Genomic DNA, 16962 nt, shown 5'->3' with positions numbered 1-16962 from the left:
CTGGTCCGCGGTCGGCTCCCCCGCCCTCGTCACCGGCTCGTCCGGGACGCGCAGGGGACCGCATGCCTCCATAGCTCAATGGATAGAGCAACGGCCTTCTAATCCGTAGGTTGCAGGTTCGAGTCCTGCTGGGGGCGCCCACTCGCGGATGCGCTCACCCACCTGCCGGTCGATGGCGATCGGCCGCGCGCCGTCGCGGCCGCCTCGCGCGCCGCGACGACCTCGCTCCTGCCGACACCAGCCGACACCTGCCGACTCCGGGCGACTGCTGCAGACTTCTGGCGACTGCTGCAGACTTCTGGCGGATCCTGCCGAGACCTTCCGGTAGCCTCCCCTCCGACGGTGCATCCCGGCCCCTTGCAGCACGTCCCGCATGGACGATGATCACGGAGGTCAGGAGCACCCCCGTGCGTCAGGACCCCCTCCGAGAACCCCTCGACGATGACCGCCGAGCAACGGCTCGCCCCACCATGGGCCATCGGGAAAGGCGCCCGCATGTCCTCCACCTCCGTCTCACCTCCTGAGCACTCCGAAGACGCCGATGCCACCCGCGGCTTCCTGGGGACCATCGAACCCTGCGTGATCCGGAACGCGTCCGAGGAGGTGGTCTGGGATGGCGACAGCTTCTCGTTCCTCACCGGAGATGCGCCGGAGACCGTCCATCCGAGCCTGTGGCGACAGGGTCGGCTCGTCGCAGTCCACGGCCAGTTCGAGGTGGTCGAGGGCATCTACCAGGTGCGAGGATTCGACCTGTCGAACATCACCTTCACCGAGAGCGACACCGGAGTGATCGTGGCGGACCCGCTGATCTCCACGGAGACCGCTGCGGCGGCGCTCTCGCTGCACCGGGAGCATCGCGGACCGCGGGAGGTCCGCGCGGTCATCTACACCCACTCGCATGTCGACCATTTCGGCGGCGTCCACGGGGTGGCGTCAGCGGAGGCAGTCGAGCGCGGTGATATCGAGGTGATCGCGCCGGCAGGCTTCCTCGACCATGCGGTCTCGGAGAACGTGTACGCAGGCGTGGCGATGGCTCGCCGCTCCGGGTACATGTACGGCGCCGCTCTTCCCCGGGGACCGCGCGGAAGCGTCGGCGCCGGGCTGGGGCACACCACCTCGACCGGGGAGGTCGGCGTCATCCCTCCGACGAGGGAGATCGCCTCCACCGGAGAGAGGCTGAGCATCGACGGCGTGGACTCCGAGTGCCAGATGGCTCCGGACTCGGAGGCCCCGGCGGAGTTCCACTTCCATCTCCCGCAGTTCGCGGCGATGTGCATCGCGGAGAACGCGACCCACACGCTGCACAACATCCTCACGCTCCGTGGCGCTCCGGTGCGGGACGCCCGCTCATGGTCCGGATACCTGACCGAGGCGATCGACAGGTATGCGTCGCGCTCGGACGTCCTGTTCGCCTCCCATCACTGGCCGACCTGGGGTCGTGAGCGCATCCGGGAGTTCCTGGGACGCCAGCGCGACATCTACGCCTATCTGCATGACGAGACCCTCCGCCACATCAACCTCGGCTACCAGGGGTCGGAGATCGCCGAGATGATCCAGCTGCCCCCCGGCGCTCGAGGAGGAGTGGAGCACGCGCGGCAACTACGGGTCGGTGAGCCACAACGTCAAGGCGATCTACCAGCGATACATGGGCTGGTTCGACGGCAATCCCGTCAGCCTCTGGGCCCATCCGCCGCAGGCTCTCGCCACCCGGTACGTCGACGTCATCGGAGGCATCCCGCGGGTCCGGGAGATCGCGGCCCGCGCGGCCGAGGACGGCGACCTGTGCTGGGCGGCGACGCTGCTCGGCCATGCGGTGTTCGCCGATGATGCCGATGAGGAGGCGAAGGCTCAGCTCGCCGACGTGCTCGAGCAGCTCGGCTTCGGCAGCGAGAACGTGACCTGGCGCAGCTTCTACCTCGCCGGTGCGCTCGAGCTGCGCGAAGGCGCCTTCGGCACGCCGACGAGGACGGGGAAGAGCTCGCTCTCCCGATACATCCGCGTCAGCCAGATCCTGGATGTGCTGGCGATCGCGATCGAGGCACCGAAGGCGTGGGACCTCGACCTCGAGCTCGATCTGGTCATCGTCGATCTGGACGAGCGGCACAGGGTGACGCTGCGCAACGGAGTCCTCATCCACCGAACGGTCGGCGAGGAGATCGAGGCTGCGGGGACGACGTTGCGTCTGGCCAAGTCGCGTCTGCTCCGCCTGCTGGCCGGGGACGCGGCGATTGCCTCCGTATGCGGGCAACCCTGCCTGATCAGGCGTGATGCGCGCCCGCCGGGACCTCAGGAACTCCCGTGCCTCTCGCCGAATGTCTCCCATGCGGCGACACTACGCGCGTCGTACGGCCTGAGGGAGGCACCGCCCCTGCCTCCCATGCGCTTCCGCGAACGGGCCCCCGCGACGGATGATCCGGCGCCAGGCCCGGAGGAGCAGAACCGAGAGGCGCGGAGTCCGAAGACGCAGACCCCGGAGGCACGGACCACCTCCGAGGCCGCGCACCTGCGCGGCATCCCACCGCGTCCTTCCGCATCCCCACGTATCTCCCGTGCCCCTCCAGGGAGCAGCGCTCACGCATTCGCCGCCGTGTCCGTTCCTGCGCCGCGACGGCGCACCGTCGGACCTGCTGCCGTTCCGCCGTCGGCCGCACTGCCAGCCGCTGCACCGCTGGCCGCACTGCCGGCAGCCCTGCCCGTCGTCCTGCTGCCCGGACCGCGCTCCGGGCCGATAGCGGGCGAAGCGGCGTCGTCGGCGGCGGACGGCTCCTCGGGCACGAAGCCCGCATCGCGGATCAGTTCGAGATCTGCCGACGCGGCCTGCCCCTCCGCGGTGAGATAGTCGCCCAGGAAGATCGAGTTCGCCAGGTGCAGCGCCAGGCCCTGCATCCCGCGCAGATGCATCTCCCGTCCGCCCGCGAGCCGGATCTCGGTGCGCGGATGCATCAGGCGGGCGAGCGCGACGATCCTCAGGCACTGCCCCGGGGTCAGCGTCCATCGCCCCTGCATCGGCGTGCCGTCGAAGGGCACCAGGAAGTTGATCGGCAGCGACTCCACCTGCAGCTCCCGCAGGGCCATGAGCGCCTCGACGATCTGCTCGTCGCTCTCCCCCATCCCCACGATCAGACCGCTGCAGGGTGATGCCCCCGCCTGCTTCGCCCTGCCGATCGTGGCGATGCGGTCGGCATAGGTGTGGGTGCGCACAATCTGCTCATGGTGGGACTCGGCGGTGTTGATGTTGTGGTTGTAGGCGTCCACGCCGGCATCCACCAGCCGCTCCGCCTGGCCGTCCTCCAGCAGTCCGAGACAGGCGCAGACCTCGACCCCGGGATGCTCGCGCTTGAGGGCGGAGGCGATGCCGGCGACGCGCTCCACGTCGCGATCCATGGGGCCGCGACCGCTCGCGACGAGGCACACGCGGGCGGCGCCACCGCCGATGCCTGCCTGCGCCTGACGGACAGCCTCCTCAGGGTCGAGCCAGCTGTACTTGAGGATCGGCGCCGCGGATCCCAGCGCCTGCGAGCAGTAGCCGCAGTCCTCGGGGCACAGCCCGCTCCTGAGGCTGACCAGATAGTTCAGCTTCACCCGGTTCGAGAAGGCGGCCCGGCGCAGGCGCGAGGCGGCTGCGACCAGGTCCAGCAGCTCTTCGTCGGGGACACGGAGGACCTCGAGCGCCTCCGCCTCCTGGATCCGATGCCCATCGGCGATCCGGTCGACCAGCGCGCTCCAGCGCATCAGCGCCCGCCCTCCGCATCGTCCGGGCAGGCGGTGGCGTCGGGGCGGGTGGTGTCGTCGGAGCCGGCGGTGGCGTCGGCGGCGGCGATCCCCGTGGTGCCGAGCAGCTTCCAGGCCGACGGCAGGAGAGCGCCCAGGATGAGCAGCTTGAGGAAGTCGCCGATCAGGAAGGGGATGACACCGAGCAGGATCGCACGGCCGACGCCGATGTCCAGGGAGAGGGCGAGCCACGGCACCCCGCAGACGTACATCGCGATCGTGCCCAGCGCACCGAGCCCGAGCGTGGTCGACCACCTGCGATCAGCACCCAGCCCGGCCAGCCGACCGACGAGCGCCGCGGCGAACACGTATCCGACGATGTAGCCGAAGGTCGGAAGCATGAGGCCGCTCTGACCGTCGGAGAAGACCGGTGCACCGGCCGCTCCCGCCAGCAGGTAGATCAGGGCGCTGAGGGAACCGCGGACTGGACCCAGCGACGCGCCGACGATGAGCACGGCCAGCGTGGCCAGAGCGATGGGCACCGGGGTGAAGGGCAGCGGGATGACGATGCGCGCCGCCACCGCGATCAGTGCGGATCCGGTGAGCACGAGAGCGATGTCGCGGGCCATGCCTCCGGGCAGCGCATCGGCGAGATGGGGACGGGGGCGGTCCGGGGCGAGGGCGAAGGTGGTCATCGGATTCCTCCTGAACGGTGTTCATTGAACGGCGTTCAGGAGAGTAGCAGAGGGAGGGGATTCCGGCCCGCAGCCCTCCGTCGGACCTGTTCAGGCGGACGCTCTAGACTCGGCCGGGTGCACCCCAGGAAGCTCGCGAAGCTCTCGCAGGACGATGTCGTCCGGACCGCGCTGAGGATCCTCGACGAGCTGGGGCTCGCGGACCTCACCATGCGACGCCTGGCCTCCGAGCTCGCGGTGCAGCCCAGCGCCCTGTACTGGCACGTCCCCGACAAGCAGACGCTGCTGGCGGGCGTCGCCGATCTCATCGTCCCGCTCGCCCCCGCCGCAGGAGACCTCCCCTCCGCGGCCCCGGCATGGGACGAGCGCCTGCGTGCGGAGGCCTCCGCACTGCGCAGCTCCCTCCTCGCCCATCGCGACAGCGCCGAGGTCGTCTCGAGCACCATCGCCCTGGGACTCGGCGCGAACCCGTCGCTCGCGCGTCTCCGGCGCGCGCTGGAGGACAGCCCCCTCGACGACCTCACCGCGGACCGCGCGGCCTCGAGCATGCTGCATCTCGTGCTCGGCCACGTGTCCCTCGAGCAGCAGCGCCTGCAGTACGAGCGGCTGGGAGTGCGCGCCGAGGAGGCGGCGCCGGGCCGTCCCGCGTCGGACGAGGACGACTTCCGCTTCGGAGTCGATGCGCTGATCGTCGGGCTCCGCGCTCTCCTCCCGGAGCAATGACCTCCTGGAGCACTGACCTCGCTGGGCACTGACCTCGCTGGGCACTGATCCGCGGGAGCGGGGAGGCGCCCCTGAGGACGCTGCGGACTACAGCTCCCGGCTGTGGCGGGAGGACTCCCGATTCCAGGCAAGGACCCATTCCGGGACCTCGAGGTCCTCGGGCACCGGGCCGGCGAGGCCGAGCACCTCGTCGATCTCGACGGAACCGCCTCCGCGTCGCAGGAACCGGGCCCTGACGATCGCGTCGGCATGGACGGTCTCGCCGACCCGGAAGATCTGCTCCATGTAGATCCAGCGGTCGTCGTAGCCGAGCACCCGGGTGGACAGCTCGAAGCGCTGCCACAGCTCTAGGGAGCGCCGGTAGGTGATCGTCTGGCCAGCGACCACCGGATACCAGCCGGCCTCGGTGATCCTCTTCCAGAATCCGGAGCGCAGCATCAGGTCCATGCGCCCGAGGTCGAGGAGGGTGAGATATCGGCCGTTGTTCATGTGGCGCAGGACGTCGAGATCCCCGGGATGGACGCGGAAGCGCACCCGGGAGGTCCCCCACAGGCTCAGCCGACGCCCGGATCTCACACGGATCATGAGCAGGAGCAGACGGAGGTACAGGTTCACGGCGGGGCTCCTTCGACGCACCATCGGACCGATCGCAGCAGCCTCCGCCCGAAGGGTCGGCGGCGACCGGACTGACCCGATGGTAACGGCTCAGGGGACGACCGTTGCGGCGGCGCTGTGCAGGCAGCGATGCGCGGACCGGATCGCGTCCCTCCCTGCGCGATAGTCTGTGCCGGTGACTTCCAGCTCCTCCCGCGCGATCAACGACCGCATCATCTGGGTCGACTGCGAGATGACCGGCCTCGACAAGCAGCGCGACGCGCTCATCGAGATCGCCGTCCTCGTGACCGACGCCGATCTGAACATCCTGGGGGACGGCGTCGACGTCGTCATCAAGCCCCCGGCCGAGGCCCTCGAGGGCATGGATCCGTTCGTGGTCACCATGCACACCACCTCCGGGCTCCTCGACGAGCTCGACGGCGGGATGACGCTCGCCGAGGCGGAGGCCGAGTGCCTCGCCTATGTCACGCGCTACTGCCCGGAGCCGGGGAAGGCGCCGCTCGCAGGGAACTCCGTCGGCACCGATCGCGTGTTCCTCGACCGGGACGTCCCCGAGTTCGCGGACTGGCTGTCCTACCGCACCATCGACGTCTCGAGTCTCAAGGAGCTCGCCAAGCGCTGGTTCCCGCGGGTCTACTACAACATCCCCGCGAAGCATGGCGGCCACCGCGCCCTCGCGGACATCCGTGAGTCCATCCAGGAGCTGAAGTACTACCGCGAGGTGCTCCTGGTCGACGAGCCCGGGCCCACCACCGCCGAGGCCCAGTCGGCCGCCCGCACCTACGAGATCACCGATGAGGACGCCCCCGTGACCGCCGTGAAGCCCGCCGCATCCCGCACCGCCTGGCTGGATCTGCCCTCCCACCGCACCTGGCTCGAGGGCGAGGGCGACGACCTGCTCGTGTTCGGCTCCGAGTCGGTCCGCGAGGACGGCGGCTTCGCCTGGCTCGACGAGGAGGGCGAGCCCGACCTCGACCGCCCCGCGGAGCTCTGGATCACCTGCCGGATGACTCACTGCTTCGCGCTCGGCCATCTCCTGGGCCGACCCGACTTCGGTCGCTTCGCCGACCACGGCATCGCCTCCCTGCGCGGCGTCTTCCACGACGACGAGCACGGCGGCTGGTTCGCCTCCGTCGCCGACGGCAAGCCGGTCGACGACACCAAGCAGGCCTACGCCCACGCCTTCGTGGTGCTCGCCGCGGCCTCCGCGACCGCGGCCGGCCGACCGGGCGCCGCCGAGCTGCTGGACGAGGCGCTCACGGTCCTCGACCAGAGGTTCTTCGACGAGGACTCCCGCATGAGCGTGGACACCTTCGACCGCACCTTCTCCGACTGCGAGGAGTACCGCGGCATCAACGCGAACATGCACACGGTCGAGGCGCTGCTCGCCGCGGCCGACGTCACCGGTGAGCGCCGCTGGCTGGATCGGGCGGTCGGCATCCTCACCCGGGCGATCGACGAGTTCGCCCGGGCCAACGACTGGTCGCTGCCCGAGCACTACGACACCGACTGGACTCCCCTGCTCGAGTACAACCGCGATGAGCCCAACCACCCGTTCCGGCCCTACGGCGCGACGATCGGGCACTGGATCGAGTGGGCGCGCCTCGTTCTGCACGCCCGCGGCGCCCTGATCGTCCTCGACGGCGAGGCACCGGAGTGGATGCTCGAGGCGGCGACCGCGCTGATGGAGAAGTCCGCGGCCACCTTCGGCATCGATGGCGCGCCCGGGTTCGTCTACACCGTCGACTGGAACGGCCAGCCGGTCGCCCAGGAGCGCATGCACTGGGTCGCGGCCGAGGCCGTGGGCGCTGCCGCCGTGATCTACCGTGCGACCGGCGATCGCGTGTGGGCCGAGCGCTACGAGCAGTGGTGGGAGTACATCTCCACCTACCTTCTCGATGCCGACGGCGGATCCTGGTTCCACGAGCTCGATGCCGACAACGAGCCCCAGGGGGTCACCTGGCCGGGCAAGCCCGACATCTACCACGCCTTCCAGGCGACGATCATCCCCCGTCTGCCGGTGACCCCGACGATGGCGGCCGCGCTGCGCGACGGCCTGCTCGACACGGAGGGCTGAGCCGGGACCGCGGAGAGCTGAGCCGAGACCACGGAGAGCTGAGTCCGGACGCGAGCCCTCGGCGAGCGGCCATCACGGCGAGCGGCCATCACGGCGAGCGGCCATCACGGCGAGCGGCGGTCCCTCGGGATTCTCACGCGAAGACCGTCACGTCGTGCCCGAGTCGCCCCGCGAGGGCGAGGATGTCGGGCACGGACTCCTGCGGGACCACGACCAGGGGGATCGCCTCGTCGTCGTCCTCCTCGAGCTGCAGCAGACGCAGACCGTGCTCGCCCAGCAGCTGCTCCGCCCGATGGATCGCTGAGAACAGGTCGTCCACGTCAGAGACATCCTCGAAGCACGCACCGCAGTCGACTGCTCTGCGGACGCCGACGAGCGCATCGACCAGCTCGCAACCGGTGTCCTCGACGTCGAGATAGGCGAGCGCCGAGGACTCGTCGAGGCCATCGAGAAGCACGGTCCACAGATCCTGCGTCGGGGTGATGTCGCCCTCCTCGCCGGCGGTCTCCTCACCCGTGGTCTGCTCACCGGCGGTCTCCTCACCGGCCGAGCCGACGTGCAGGTCATCGGCGTGGAGATCGCGGTAGGCGCCGGGGTCTTCGAGTGCGAGACGGATCGACGCCTGCAGCTCGGGGTCCTCATCGAGCAGGGAGGCCAGGCGCAACCAGTCATGAGCTCCGCCCGTCGGCCGATCCGCGTCACGGCCCTGTCGACCATCGTGGTCCCGGACCCATTGACCGCCGTGATCTCGGCCCGGCGCCGGGGCGCTCATGCCCCGGCTCCAGCCTGCCCGTCCGCTCCCGCTCCGCCGGTGTCGCTGCCGTTGCCGAGCGCCGCCTCGAGCCGTTCGATCTTCCCTTGGAGCTCGCCTTCGTGACCGGGCCGGATATCGGCCTTGAGCACGAGGGAGAGGCGGGAGCCGAAGCGCCCCGCCTCGAAGCTTGCGCGCTTGACAACCTCCATCACCTCATCCCATTCACCCTCGACCTCCGTGAACATGGAGGAGGTGCGGGTGGGCAGTCCGGAGTCGCGCACGACCTTGACGGCGGCGGCGACGGCGTCGTGGACGCTCGCGCTGTCGGAGCCGTCGGCGAGGCGTCGCCGGATGCTCGGGTCGGAGGGCTCACCGGTGGGCTGGACGGAGAATGCGACGATCATGCCCACATCCTGCGCCGCCATCGCGCTTCCCGACAACATCACGGGAGCATCCCCGCATCTCCACCCCGGTTCCGGCGCAGAACGAGCCCTCGCCGCTCCCGGCATGCCCTGCCAACCCGCATCTGAGTGCCCGCACTGAGGAGCAGTGTCCGTCTACCGCCGTTCAAACGGCGTTCAAGCGGCGGTAGACGGACACTGCCCCTACCAGATGCCACGGACACTGCCCCTACCGGATGACGGAGGAGGCTGCGGGCCCTGGGGTCAAGTCCCTGGTCGATGGTTCTCGATCGGGGTGCTCTTCTGCAGCGAGGACGGCCCTCGGGATCACGCTCAGGCTCATCGCTCCGCACGGACGCCTCTCGATCCGAGGACCGTCGGGATGCACGAACGACGAAGGCCCCGGTGATCACTCACCGGGGCCTTCATCTCGCGAACGACGTCCCAAGACATCTGCGAACGATGTCCTGAGACATCACAGGGGGTGATCGACGGGATTTGAACCCGCGACCGCCTGGACCACAACCAGGAGCTCTACCAACTGAGCTACGACCACCATGTGCGATCCGGGGACCGCAACGAGAACTAACCTTACCCTCTCTCCTGCGGTTTCGTCTCCTCGAGAGGCCTGCAAGGAGTGTGAGACGCGTTGCACCGTCGGGGTGGGCACCTTCGACCGCAGCCCTCGACGTGTGCTGCGGCGGGGCGTACCGTCCGTGACATGGACGCCGACGACGACTCCGCTCCCCCGACGGGACCCAACCCTCGCTCCTCGCCGGGGCAGGAGCACTCGCTCCAGTTGGACAAGCACAAGCAGCACCAGCAGGACCAGCAGGATCCGGTGCGGCGTCGCAGAGTCCTGATCACGGGAGCGACCGGCGGCGTGGGCCTGCACCTGGTCGCAGGGCTCGGCGACGAGTACGAGCTGATCCAGCAGGGGCGCACGCCGCGCACTCCCGAGCAGGAGGAGGTGCTGCGCCGCGCTGACATCGAGATCTACGGCGAGGTGCTCGCGCTGATGGAGGGGGTGGACACCGTCGTGCATCTCGCGGGTGCGGCGTCCCCGGAGTCCACCTGGGAGGACGTGCTCGGGTCGAACATCGTCGGCCAGCGCAACGTCCTCGAGGCGGCGCGGGAGGCGGGGGTGCGGCGGGTCGTGCTCGCGTCCTCCAATCATGCGATGGGGATGTACGACCGCAAGGAGGAGTGGCCGGTCTATCCGTCCGACCTTCCGCGCGGGGATTCCCTGTACGGCGTCTCGAAGATCTTCGGCGAGGCCCTGGGCCGCTTCTATCACGACCAGTTCGGCCTCGACGTGATCGCCCTGCGCATCGGCTGGGTCGCCGACGATCCTCTGGAGGCGGAAGAGGACGTGCTGCGGGCGATGTGGCTGAGCCCGGGTGACTGCGTGCGCGTGGTGCGCTGCGCGATCGAGGCCGAGACCCGCTTCGGGCTGTTCTACGCGATCTCCGACAACCCCAACCGGCGCTGGTCGATGACCAACACGATGCTCGAGCTCGGGTATCGCCCCCGCGACTCCTGGACGTCGCTCAGCACGGAGCCCGAGCATGTCGTCGAGGGAGGAGCCCCCGTCCGCGACAGCTGGCCGGCCGGCTCCTGAGCCCGCCCTCCCCCGTTCGGCGCGGAACCTGGACCCGGTGTCGAGGTCGATCTGAGAAGATCCTTCTCTCCGGTTGTCGGTTGCAGAGGAGCTCCCATGGTCGACAGTCCCCGCGGTCCTGTGCTCGGAGCGGGGGGCGGTGATCCCATCCAGGGGATCGTCTCCACCCGCAGGGATGAGCTGATGCAGCTCGGCACGAATGCTGAACAGGTCGCCGACCAGCTGAGGCAGGTGTACGACGAGTTCACAGCACTGCGGCTGCACTACCAGTTCGCCATCGAGGAGATGACGACGAAGGTCAACATCCTGCGCCGGGAGTTCGAGCAGATCCATGAGTACAGCCCGATCGAGCATGTGCGCTCGCGGCTGAAGTCGGTGGAGTCGCTCGTGGAGAAGGCGCTGCGGACGGGTGGCGAGATGACTGTGCAGGCGATCAGGGACCGCATCCTCGACATCGCCGGTATGCGGATAACCTGCAGCTTCGTCTCGGATGCCTACTGGGTGGCGGACATGCTGGCCTCGCAGGCGGATCTCGAGGTGCTCAAGGTCAAGGACTACATCGCCCGCCCCAAGCCCAACGGCTACCGCTCCCTGCACCTGATCGTGCGGGTTCCGGTGTTCCTCTCGGACCGCACCGAGCACGTGCCGGTCGAGCTGCAGATCCGCACGATCGCCATGGACTTCTGGGCGAGCACCGAGCACAAGCTCTCCTACAAGTACGACCGGAACCTGCCCCCGCGCCTGTCCGCGGAGCTCGACGATGTCGCTCGCCTCGCCCACGAGCTCGACGAGCGCATGGGTCGTCTGCGGGAGGAGATCCGCCCGATGCCTCGGACGGGTCAGGGCCCGTTCAGCGCCAACGCGCCCTGGGCCGCCTCCGACGACGGAGGTCACGAGGGCGGAGCCCCCGCCGACGCGACGGAGGAGGCGCCCGACGACGAGGCTCGTGCAGACTCGGCTCATGCGGACTCGGCTCATGCAGACACGGCTCGTGCAGAGAACCCCTCCACGGACGAGAACCCCTCCTCGGTCGAGCGAGGACCGTCGGAGGGCTGAGAGAGGGCCGAGATAGAACCGACCGGGATCAGGCCGTGGATCTCCGTCGGGGCTCGGTCAGAGATCCGTCCGATCGTCGCAAGGTCCTGCCGATCAGCGCCGGAGCATGCCTAGGGTGAGCTTCATGAGCACTCCCGTCTTCGACCCCGTCGGCCTCGAGCCCCGTTCCGCGACCGACGATCAGAGGGCGAGCGGTCCGCTCGCCCGCACTCCCGACGGGACCTGGGCCGTGCTCGGGCATGCGGAGGCGATCGAGGTCGCCTCCGATCATGATCGCTTCTCCTCCGCGGTATCGCGGTTCCTGCAGGTGCCCAATGGCCTCGACGGTGCGGAGCACACCGCCTTCCGCGAGCTCATCGACCGCTACCTGGGTCCTGGGCCGATGGCGGACCTGGAGCCGCGGGTCCGACGGATCGCCGAGGTCCTGATCGACGAGCTGGTCGCCGACGTCGGAGCGGGAGGCGTGCAGGTCGACGCCGTCGCCGAGATCGGCGCCGTGTTCGCGGTCCGGGCGCAGACGGAGTGGCTGGGCTGGCCTCGCTCCTTGGAGTCCGAGCTGCTGCGATGGATGGTCGACAACCATGAGGCCTCCCGGTCCGGGGATCTCGCTCGGACCAGCGAGGTCGCGGAGCGGTTCGATGCGATCGTCCGCTCGATCGTCCGACCGCGCGGCGAGGCGGGCGAACAGGCCCCCGACGACGTCACCACCGCCCTGGTCCGCGACCGGGTCGCCCTGCCGGATGCCAGCAGCCCGGGCTCCGTCGACCGTGCGCTGACCGATGAGGAGATCGTCTCGATCCTGCGCAACTGGACCGGCGGGGACCTCGGCTCCCTCGCCCTGTGCACGGGGGTCCTGCTGACGGCGCTCGCGGGAATGCCCGGCCTCGCCGCTCGCGTGCGCGACGGATCAGCGGCGGAGGCGGGCGCGATCATCGATGAGCTGCTGCGCATCGACGACCCCTTCGACTCCAACCGTCGCGTGACGACGTGCCCGGTCGTCCTCGGCGGCCAGGAGATCGGCGTTGGCGAGAAGGTGATGATCCACTGGACCTCCGCCAATCGCGATGAGCGGGCGTTCCCCGCTCCCGACGACGTCGATCCGGTGGGCAGCGCACCGCGGAACCTTGTCTACGGGACGGGGAAGCATGTCTGCCCGGGTCGCGGCCTGGCGACCATGGAGCTCGTCGTGCTGCTGAAGGCGCTGCTGAAGCGCTGCGATCTGCATGCGGCCGACGAGCCGGGCGACCGGGAGATCGCCCCCGTCGGCGGCTGGGCCCATGCACCGGTCGTCCTCCTGCCCCTCACCTGATCCGCGCCTGACCCGTGGCCGGCGCCCGCCCGTCGGCCCGCGCCTGCCCCGTTGCCCCGCGCCCGCCCGTCGGCCCACGCCGGCCCGCGTCTGCCGCGTCGGCGCTTCGACCGGATCAGTCGAGCTCGACGACCTCGAACTCGAGGACGCCCTCGGCTCGGGAGACCGTGGTCGAGGGGTCGCGGGGCTGGCGCTGGGACGCCCATGCCTGGAAGCTCTCGTCGTCGGCCCAGCGGGTGATGACGAAGTAGTGGTCCTCCCCCGCGACCGGGCGCAGCAGCTCGAAGCCCTCGAACCCGGGCGCCTGGTCCACAGAGTGCCTGCGGGCGGCGAAACGCTTCTCGAGCTCGGCCTCCTGGCCGGCGGGAACGGCGAGTCGGTTGATCTTCACGACGGTCATCTCGAGATTCCTCCTGGGTCCGGGTCGCCGTGCGGAGCCACGGCACCGACCATCATCGGCCTCGCGACCGTGCACCGGCGAGGACGTTCCGCGACGACCAGACCCGTTCAGTGTGCGCGGGCACCGCCGGACCGGGACCGCACGCTGTCTGACCGGGACCGCACGCAGTCGGGCCTCAGCCCGGGCGGATATCGTGCCCCTGTCCTCCGAGCCCCGAGAGAAGAACCGATGCCTGCTTCGTCCGCCCTGACCGCCACCGCCCTGCACGCCGGGTACCCCGGCGAGCCGATCCTCGAGGGGATCGACCTGACGATCCGTGCGGGCGAGGCACCCGTCGGCATCCTCGGCCCCTCGGGCACCGGCAAGACGACCCTCGTGCGGACTCTCGCCGGCCGGATCACCCCGACCTCGGGAAAGGTCACCTTCGACGGGCGCAGCGTCGCCCGGATGCGCGGCAAGGACAAGAAGCGCTTCACCGCGGCCGTCCGATTCGTCTCCCAGTACGCGATGACGATCGACGATCCTCGCGAGACCGTCGAGTCCCGTCTCAAGCTCGCGGCGAAGGAGGCGCGCAAGGGCGGGCGCACCCACTCGGTCACCCCGCAGGAGATGGTCGCGACGGTGGGGCTCGCCGAGCACTTCCTGCCGCGACGGATGATGACCCTCTCCGGCGGGGAGAAGCAGCGCGTCGCCCTGGCCACCGCCCTCGCCACCCGTCCCGAGATCCTGGTCCTCGACGAGCCGCTGACCGCGGTGGACCCGAACATGCGCGGCGAGATCACCCTGGCCCTGCGCGCCACCATCGACCGGCTCGGCATCGGGGTGCTGATCGCCTCGCACGACGTCGAGCTGCTGCAGCGCATGTGCCCGACCGTCCACTTCCTCGGCTCGGGGCGGATCCTCGCCTCGGGCTCCTTCGAGGAGGTCCTCGCGCACACCGAGCACGAGGAGATCAAGGAGTTCGCCGAGTCGGTGCCGCAGGCCATCCAGCGGTTCTTCTGATCGACCCTGGGGCGCCGAGGCCCGGGGCGCCGGGCGCTCCTCCCCCGAGGCGCGGATCATCCCCGGGCCACGTCCAGAAGACCGCTCATCGCCTCATCGATCGCATGAGGGACGGGACGACCACGCTCATCCAGTCGGTTCCATCGCTGCCGATTGGTGAGGACGGTCAGGCGGCGCCGACCATCGGCTCGGACAAGGGTGATAGCACCCCCGCCCCACACTGACCCGTCATGACCCCAGAACACGGTGCCGTCGGGCGTCCTCTGACGATGCAGCCCCAGACCGTACTCGATCTTCGTGCGCTCGAAGGTGATGACGGGGACGGTGCTCTGCATCGCCCGGAGCGACTCCGGCCGGACGAGCTCGCCGTCGATCAGCATGCCGAAGAACCGCTGCAGGTCCTCGGCGGTCGAGACGAGCGACGCCGCCGTCCCGACCCAGGACATGTCGAACTCGCTCAGGTCGCGCGGCGGATCGAGCATCGTGAACCACGATCCGTACAGCCGCGCATGGGGCACCTCCAGTCTCGTGCCCGGAGGGAAGAACGTGCCGGACAGCTGAGCCCGTTCGATGACCTCCTTCGTGATCCACTCCTCGGCCGCGATGCCGGTGATCCTCTCGATGAGCTCCGCGAGCAGCAGGTAGTTGGTGTTCGAGTACGCGCCCGGGAGGGAGCCCGGTCGTCCCGTCTCCCGCGCTTCCGTCCCCGTCCGGATGAGACAGCGCCGGTCGAAGTGCGTGAGCCGGTGCTCCTCCAGGCTGTGCGGGCTGGTCCTGGAGAGGTCGGGGAAGCTCCGCAGCGAGCTGTAGATGATCGGCAGGTTCTCGGCGAGCCCGCTCGTGTGCTGGGCCAGCATCCGCACCGTGATCGCATCGCCGCGAGCTCCCGTCACGAGATCCGGCAGGTACCGGCCGATCGCCGCATCGAGGTCGACCTGCCCCATCTCGACCAGACGGAGCAGGGCGACGGCGGTGAAGGTCTTCGCGATGCTGCCGACGCGATGGTCGAGGTCGACCTCCATCGGGATCCCCCGGTCGAGGTCCGCCAGCCCTGCGGCGCCTCGCCATCGGCTGTGCGCGTCATCGACGCAGTCCACATCGACGATGACGCCTGGCATGCCGGACTGATGGAGTCGCTCCATCGCCGCCTGGAGCGTCTGCGGCGTCGTGCCTGCGCGCGTCATCGTGCGTCCGTGAGCCGATGCTCTGATCCCGACCGGTGAGTGCTGGTCGACCGGGTCCACATCAGGGCGACCGCCAGGAGGCCGACGACGCACGGAAGCATCCCGGCTCCTCCGATCAGCGGAGACAGCCCGGTATCCCCGGACGTGTCACGCACGAGCAGGCTGAACGTCGACAGCGCGGTGCCGACCAGGAAGAGCACGCTGCCGATCCAGCGTGCCCCGGGGTGCCCTCGTCGCATCGCCCACCAGGTCACCGACCACCCCAGCACGGCGAGGGCTCCCAGGACGGAGAGGCAGGTGACGTAGACGGAGGCTGCGGAGGAGATCTCCCCGTCGCCGTACGACGGATATCCGGCGCGGATGTGCGAGGCGATCGCGCTGCGGCCGGGGTGGGCGCTGAGCGCGGCGAGAGCGGACAGGGCGAGGCCGACGGCGACGGCGCCGGTCGCCCAGGGCGAATAGCGCATGGTCCGGGCTGAATGGCCCATGGTCATGGTCATGGTGGTGCCTTCCTGGAGTCTGTAGCAGCCCCGGCATCCTCCACCGAGTCATCACACCGAGGCGCTGCTTTACGGCGTATATCAGAGCGGCGACGCTAATCTGTACGCTGTAGAACAGTCAAGAGGGAGGGCGGAGATGACGGCGAAGAGGGCGGACACCGCACCAGCGGACACGGATGGCACATCCGCAGACGGGGACGACGCATCTCCAGGTCAGGACGGGGCATCGGCGGGATCGGGCCGGCCGCGGGGCCGGCATGCTGGACTCTCCGCCGAGTCCGTCGTCCGGGTCGCCATCGCTATCGCCGACGAGGACGGGCTGTCCGCCCTGTCGATGCGGCGGCTCGCCGCGAGGCTCGGGGTCGAGGCGATGGCGCTCTACCACTACTTCCCCAGCAAGGCCGCCCTCCTCGACGCCGTCGTCGAGGAGATCGTGACGACTGCGCCGATCGAGGACCTGGTCGGATCGGGCTGGGAGGACGGTCTGCGCAGATATGCGCACGCCCAGCTTGCCGCCCTCGCCCGACATCCGCACCTGGTGGAGCTGGTCATGTCCCGGCCGGCCGTGACCACCGGGAACCTCGTCATGCTCGAGGAGCTCGTCGCCTTCCTCTGCCGCGAGGGGTTCTCGGCGAGGCGCGCCCTGGACATGATGTACACGGTCCATGAGGTGGTCCTGGTCCATGGGGCGCTCGATGTCGGTGTCGGCGGGGCCCGACCGCCGCATGGCGAGCATGGACAGGAGACGCGACTCTCAGAGCTCCCCGTGGACGCCTATCCGCACCTCGCCGAGGCCGCCCGGAGCGGCCGTGCCGGCGGATCGACGTCACGGTTCGACTTCGCCCTGGACGTCCTCATGGCAGGGTTCGCGGAGGTCCGGTGAGCGCACACTCCGAATCCATGCCCCTTCACGC

At 69.7% G+C, this 16962-nt stretch carries 15 protein-coding genes, 2 tRNA genes and 2 pseudogenes; 10 read left to right on the top strand and 9 right to left on the bottom strand.

What is annotated here, in order from left to right:
• Nucleotides 1–64: 64 nt before the first annotated feature.
• The 3 genes and pseudogenes from ACZ5AJ_RS04400 to ACZ5AJ_RS04390 form a co-directional block, all read left to right on the top strand.
• Nucleotides 65–137, top strand: a tRNA-Arg gene (locus ACZ5AJ_RS04400).
• Between the two features lie 304 nt (nucleotides 138–441).
• A pseudogene (locus tag ACZ5AJ_RS04395) lies at nucleotides 442–1359 on the top strand (MBL fold metallo-hydrolase); the annotation flags it as partial.
• 250 nt (nucleotides 1360–1609) lie between these two features.
• Nucleotides 1610–2170: pseudogene (locus tag ACZ5AJ_RS04390) on the top strand (alkyl sulfatase dimerization domain-containing protein); the annotation flags it as partial.
• A 401-nt stretch (nucleotides 2171–2571) separates the two neighbouring features.
• Here the strand turns inward: ACZ5AJ_RS04390 and bioB are convergent.
• The gene (gene bioB / locus ACZ5AJ_RS04385) at nucleotides 2572–3732 is read right to left on the bottom strand and encodes a biotin synthase BioB (protein ID WP_464137430.1); all 1161 of its coding nucleotides are present in this window, start codon (nucleotides 3730–3732) and stop codon (nucleotides 2572–2574) included.
• Nucleotides 3732–4406 carry a biotin transporter BioY gene (locus ACZ5AJ_RS04380; protein ID WP_464137429.1) on the bottom strand — a complete coding sequence of 225 codons (675 nt, stop codon included), beginning with the start codon at nucleotides 4404–4406 and terminating at the stop codon, nucleotides 3732–3734. The genes bioB and ACZ5AJ_RS04380 overlap by 1 nt, the downstream gene beginning before the upstream one ends.
• 117 nt (nucleotides 4407–4523) lie before the next feature.
• Between ACZ5AJ_RS04380 and ACZ5AJ_RS04375 the strand changes: the two genes are divergently transcribed.
• Complete coding sequence (locus ACZ5AJ_RS04375) at nucleotides 4524–5129, top strand: TetR/AcrR family transcriptional regulator C-terminal domain-containing protein (RefSeq protein WP_464137428.1); 606 nt, start codon at nucleotides 4524–4526, stop codon at nucleotides 5127–5129.
• Nucleotides 5130–5216: 87 nt separating this feature from the next.
• On the opposite strand, the gene ACZ5AJ_RS04370 is transcribed toward ACZ5AJ_RS04375, so the two are convergent.
• Nucleotides 5217–5744, bottom strand: a complete 528-nt coding sequence (locus tag ACZ5AJ_RS04370) for an acyl-CoA thioesterase (protein ID WP_464137426.1) — start codon at nucleotides 5742–5744, stop codon at nucleotides 5217–5219.
• Between the two features lie 175 nt (nucleotides 5745–5919).
• Between ACZ5AJ_RS04370 and orn the strand changes: the two genes are divergently transcribed.
• Entirely contained in the window at nucleotides 5920–7821 is a 1902-nt protein-coding gene (gene orn, locus ACZ5AJ_RS04365) for an oligoribonuclease (RefSeq protein ID WP_464137424.1), read from the top strand.
• Nucleotides 7822–7954: 133 nt separating this feature from the next.
• Here orn and ACZ5AJ_RS04360 read toward each other — a convergent pair whose 3' ends face one another.
• The 3 genes from ACZ5AJ_RS04360 to ACZ5AJ_RS04350 form a co-directional block, all read right to left on the bottom strand.
• Nucleotides 7955–8593 carry a DUF6630 family protein gene (locus ACZ5AJ_RS04360; RefSeq protein ID WP_464137422.1) on the bottom strand — a complete coding sequence of 213 codons (639 nt, stop codon included), beginning with the start codon at nucleotides 8591–8593 and terminating at the stop codon, nucleotides 7955–7957.
• Complete coding sequence (locus ACZ5AJ_RS04355; RefSeq protein WP_464137421.1) at nucleotides 8590–8979, bottom strand: thiamine-binding protein; 390 nt, start codon at nucleotides 8977–8979, stop codon at nucleotides 8590–8592. The genes ACZ5AJ_RS04360 and ACZ5AJ_RS04355 overlap by 4 nt, the downstream gene beginning before the upstream one ends.
• Nucleotides 8980–9459: 480 nt before the next feature.
• Nucleotides 9460–9532: transfer RNA gene (locus tag ACZ5AJ_RS04350), tRNA-His, on the bottom strand.
• A gap of 165 nt (nucleotides 9533–9697) precedes the next feature.
• Here ACZ5AJ_RS04350 and ACZ5AJ_RS04345 point away from each other — a divergent pair.
• The 3 genes from ACZ5AJ_RS04345 (at nucleotide 9698) to ACZ5AJ_RS04335 (ending at nucleotide 12962) form a co-directional block, all read left to right on the top strand.
• Nucleotides 9698–10597, top strand: a complete 900-nt coding sequence (locus tag ACZ5AJ_RS04345; protein ID WP_464137419.1) for an NAD-dependent epimerase/dehydratase family protein — start codon at nucleotides 9698–9700, stop codon at nucleotides 10595–10597.
• A gap of 96 nt (nucleotides 10598–10693) precedes the next feature.
• On the top strand, nucleotides 10694–11653 hold the full coding sequence (locus tag ACZ5AJ_RS04340; RefSeq protein WP_464137418.1) for a GTP pyrophosphokinase: 960 nt from the start codon (nucleotides 10694–10696) through the stop codon (nucleotides 11651–11653).
• A gap of 124 nt (nucleotides 11654–11777) precedes the next feature.
• Nucleotides 11778–12962 (top strand): cytochrome P450, encoded by a 1185-nt coding sequence (locus ACZ5AJ_RS04335; RefSeq protein WP_464137416.1) that lies wholly within the window; start codon nucleotides 11778–11780, stop codon nucleotides 12960–12962.
• A 115-nt stretch (nucleotides 12963–13077) separates the two neighbouring features.
• Here ACZ5AJ_RS04335 and ACZ5AJ_RS04330 read toward each other — a convergent pair whose 3' ends face one another.
• Nucleotides 13078–13362 (bottom strand): antibiotic biosynthesis monooxygenase family protein, encoded by a 285-nt coding sequence (locus ACZ5AJ_RS04330; protein WP_464137414.1) that lies wholly within the window; start codon nucleotides 13360–13362, stop codon nucleotides 13078–13080.
• Nucleotides 13363–13590: 228 nt separating this feature from the next.
• Between ACZ5AJ_RS04330 and ACZ5AJ_RS04325 the strand changes: the two genes are divergently transcribed.
• Nucleotides 13591–14364 (top strand): ABC transporter ATP-binding protein, encoded by a 774-nt coding sequence (locus ACZ5AJ_RS04325; RefSeq protein WP_464137411.1) that lies wholly within the window; start codon nucleotides 13591–13593, stop codon nucleotides 14362–14364.
• A 56-nt stretch (nucleotides 14365–14420) separates the two neighbouring features.
• On the opposite strand, the gene ACZ5AJ_RS04320 is transcribed toward ACZ5AJ_RS04325, so the two are convergent.
• Together ACZ5AJ_RS04320 and ACZ5AJ_RS04315 are read right to left on the bottom strand one after the other, a co-directional pair.
• Nucleotides 14421–15548, bottom strand: a complete 1128-nt coding sequence (locus ACZ5AJ_RS04320) for a serine hydrolase domain-containing protein (RefSeq protein WP_464137409.1) — start codon at nucleotides 15546–15548, stop codon at nucleotides 14421–14423.
• Complete coding sequence (locus tag ACZ5AJ_RS04315) at nucleotides 15545–16048, bottom strand: hypothetical protein (protein ID WP_464137407.1); 504 nt, start codon at nucleotides 16046–16048, stop codon at nucleotides 15545–15547. Before ACZ5AJ_RS04315 ends, ACZ5AJ_RS04320 begins: the two co-directional genes overlap by 4 nt.
• A gap of 136 nt (nucleotides 16049–16184) precedes the next feature.
• Between ACZ5AJ_RS04315 and ACZ5AJ_RS04310 the strand changes: the two genes are divergently transcribed.
• Nucleotides 16185–16931 (top strand): TetR/AcrR family transcriptional regulator C-terminal domain-containing protein, encoded by a 747-nt coding sequence (locus ACZ5AJ_RS04310; protein ID WP_464137405.1) that lies wholly within the window; start codon nucleotides 16185–16187, stop codon nucleotides 16929–16931.
• The last annotated feature ends 31 nt before the right edge of the window (nucleotides 16932–16962 follow it).

This window comes from Brachybacterium zhongshanense, from assembly GCF_055385755.1.
The sequence above is the reverse complement of the archived record's forward strand: the minus strand, read 5'-3'. Positions and strand labels throughout refer to the sequence as shown.

Excerpts from the sequence above, each read along its gene's own strand:
- bioB (WP_464137430.1), bottom strand. The coding sequence starts at position 3,732 with ATGCGCTGGAGCGCGCTGGTCGACCGGATCGCCGATGGGCATCGGATC.
- ACZ5AJ_RS04380 (WP_464137429.1), bottom strand. The coding sequence starts at position 4,406 with ATGACCACCTTCGCCCTCGCCCCGGACCGCCCCCGTCCCCATCTCGCC.
- ACZ5AJ_RS04360 (WP_464137422.1), bottom strand. The coding sequence starts at position 8,593 with ATGAGCGCCCCGGCGCCGGGCCGAGATCACGGCGGTCAATGGGTCCGG.
- ACZ5AJ_RS04355 (WP_464137421.1), bottom strand. The coding sequence starts at position 8,979 with ATGATCGTCGCATTCTCCGTCCAGCCCACCGGTGAGCCCTCCGACCCG.
- ACZ5AJ_RS04345 (WP_464137419.1), top strand. The coding sequence starts at position 9,698 with ATGGACGCCGACGACGACTCCGCTCCCCCGACGGGACCCAACCCTCGC.
- ACZ5AJ_RS04340 (WP_464137418.1), top strand. The coding sequence starts at position 10,694 with ATGGTCGACAGTCCCCGCGGTCCTGTGCTCGGAGCGGGGGGCGGTGAT.
- ACZ5AJ_RS04335 (WP_464137416.1), top strand. The coding sequence starts at position 11,778 with ATGAGCACTCCCGTCTTCGACCCCGTCGGCCTCGAGCCCCGTTCCGCG.
- ACZ5AJ_RS04330 (WP_464137414.1), bottom strand. The coding sequence starts at position 13,362 with ATGACCGTCGTGAAGATCAACCGACTCGCCGTTCCCGCCGGCCAGGAG.
- ACZ5AJ_RS04325 (WP_464137411.1), top strand. The coding sequence starts at position 13,591 with ATGCCTGCTTCGTCCGCCCTGACCGCCACCGCCCTGCACGCCGGGTAC.
- ACZ5AJ_RS04320 (WP_464137409.1), bottom strand. The coding sequence starts at position 15,548 with ATGACGCGCGCAGGCACGACGCCGCAGACGCTCCAGGCGGCGATGGAG.
- ACZ5AJ_RS04315 (WP_464137407.1), bottom strand. The coding sequence starts at position 16,048 with ATGACCATGACCATGGGCCATTCAGCCCGGACCATGCGCTATTCGCCC.
- ACZ5AJ_RS04310 (WP_464137405.1), top strand. The coding sequence starts at position 16,185 with ATGACGGCGAAGAGGGCGGACACCGCACCAGCGGACACGGATGGCACA.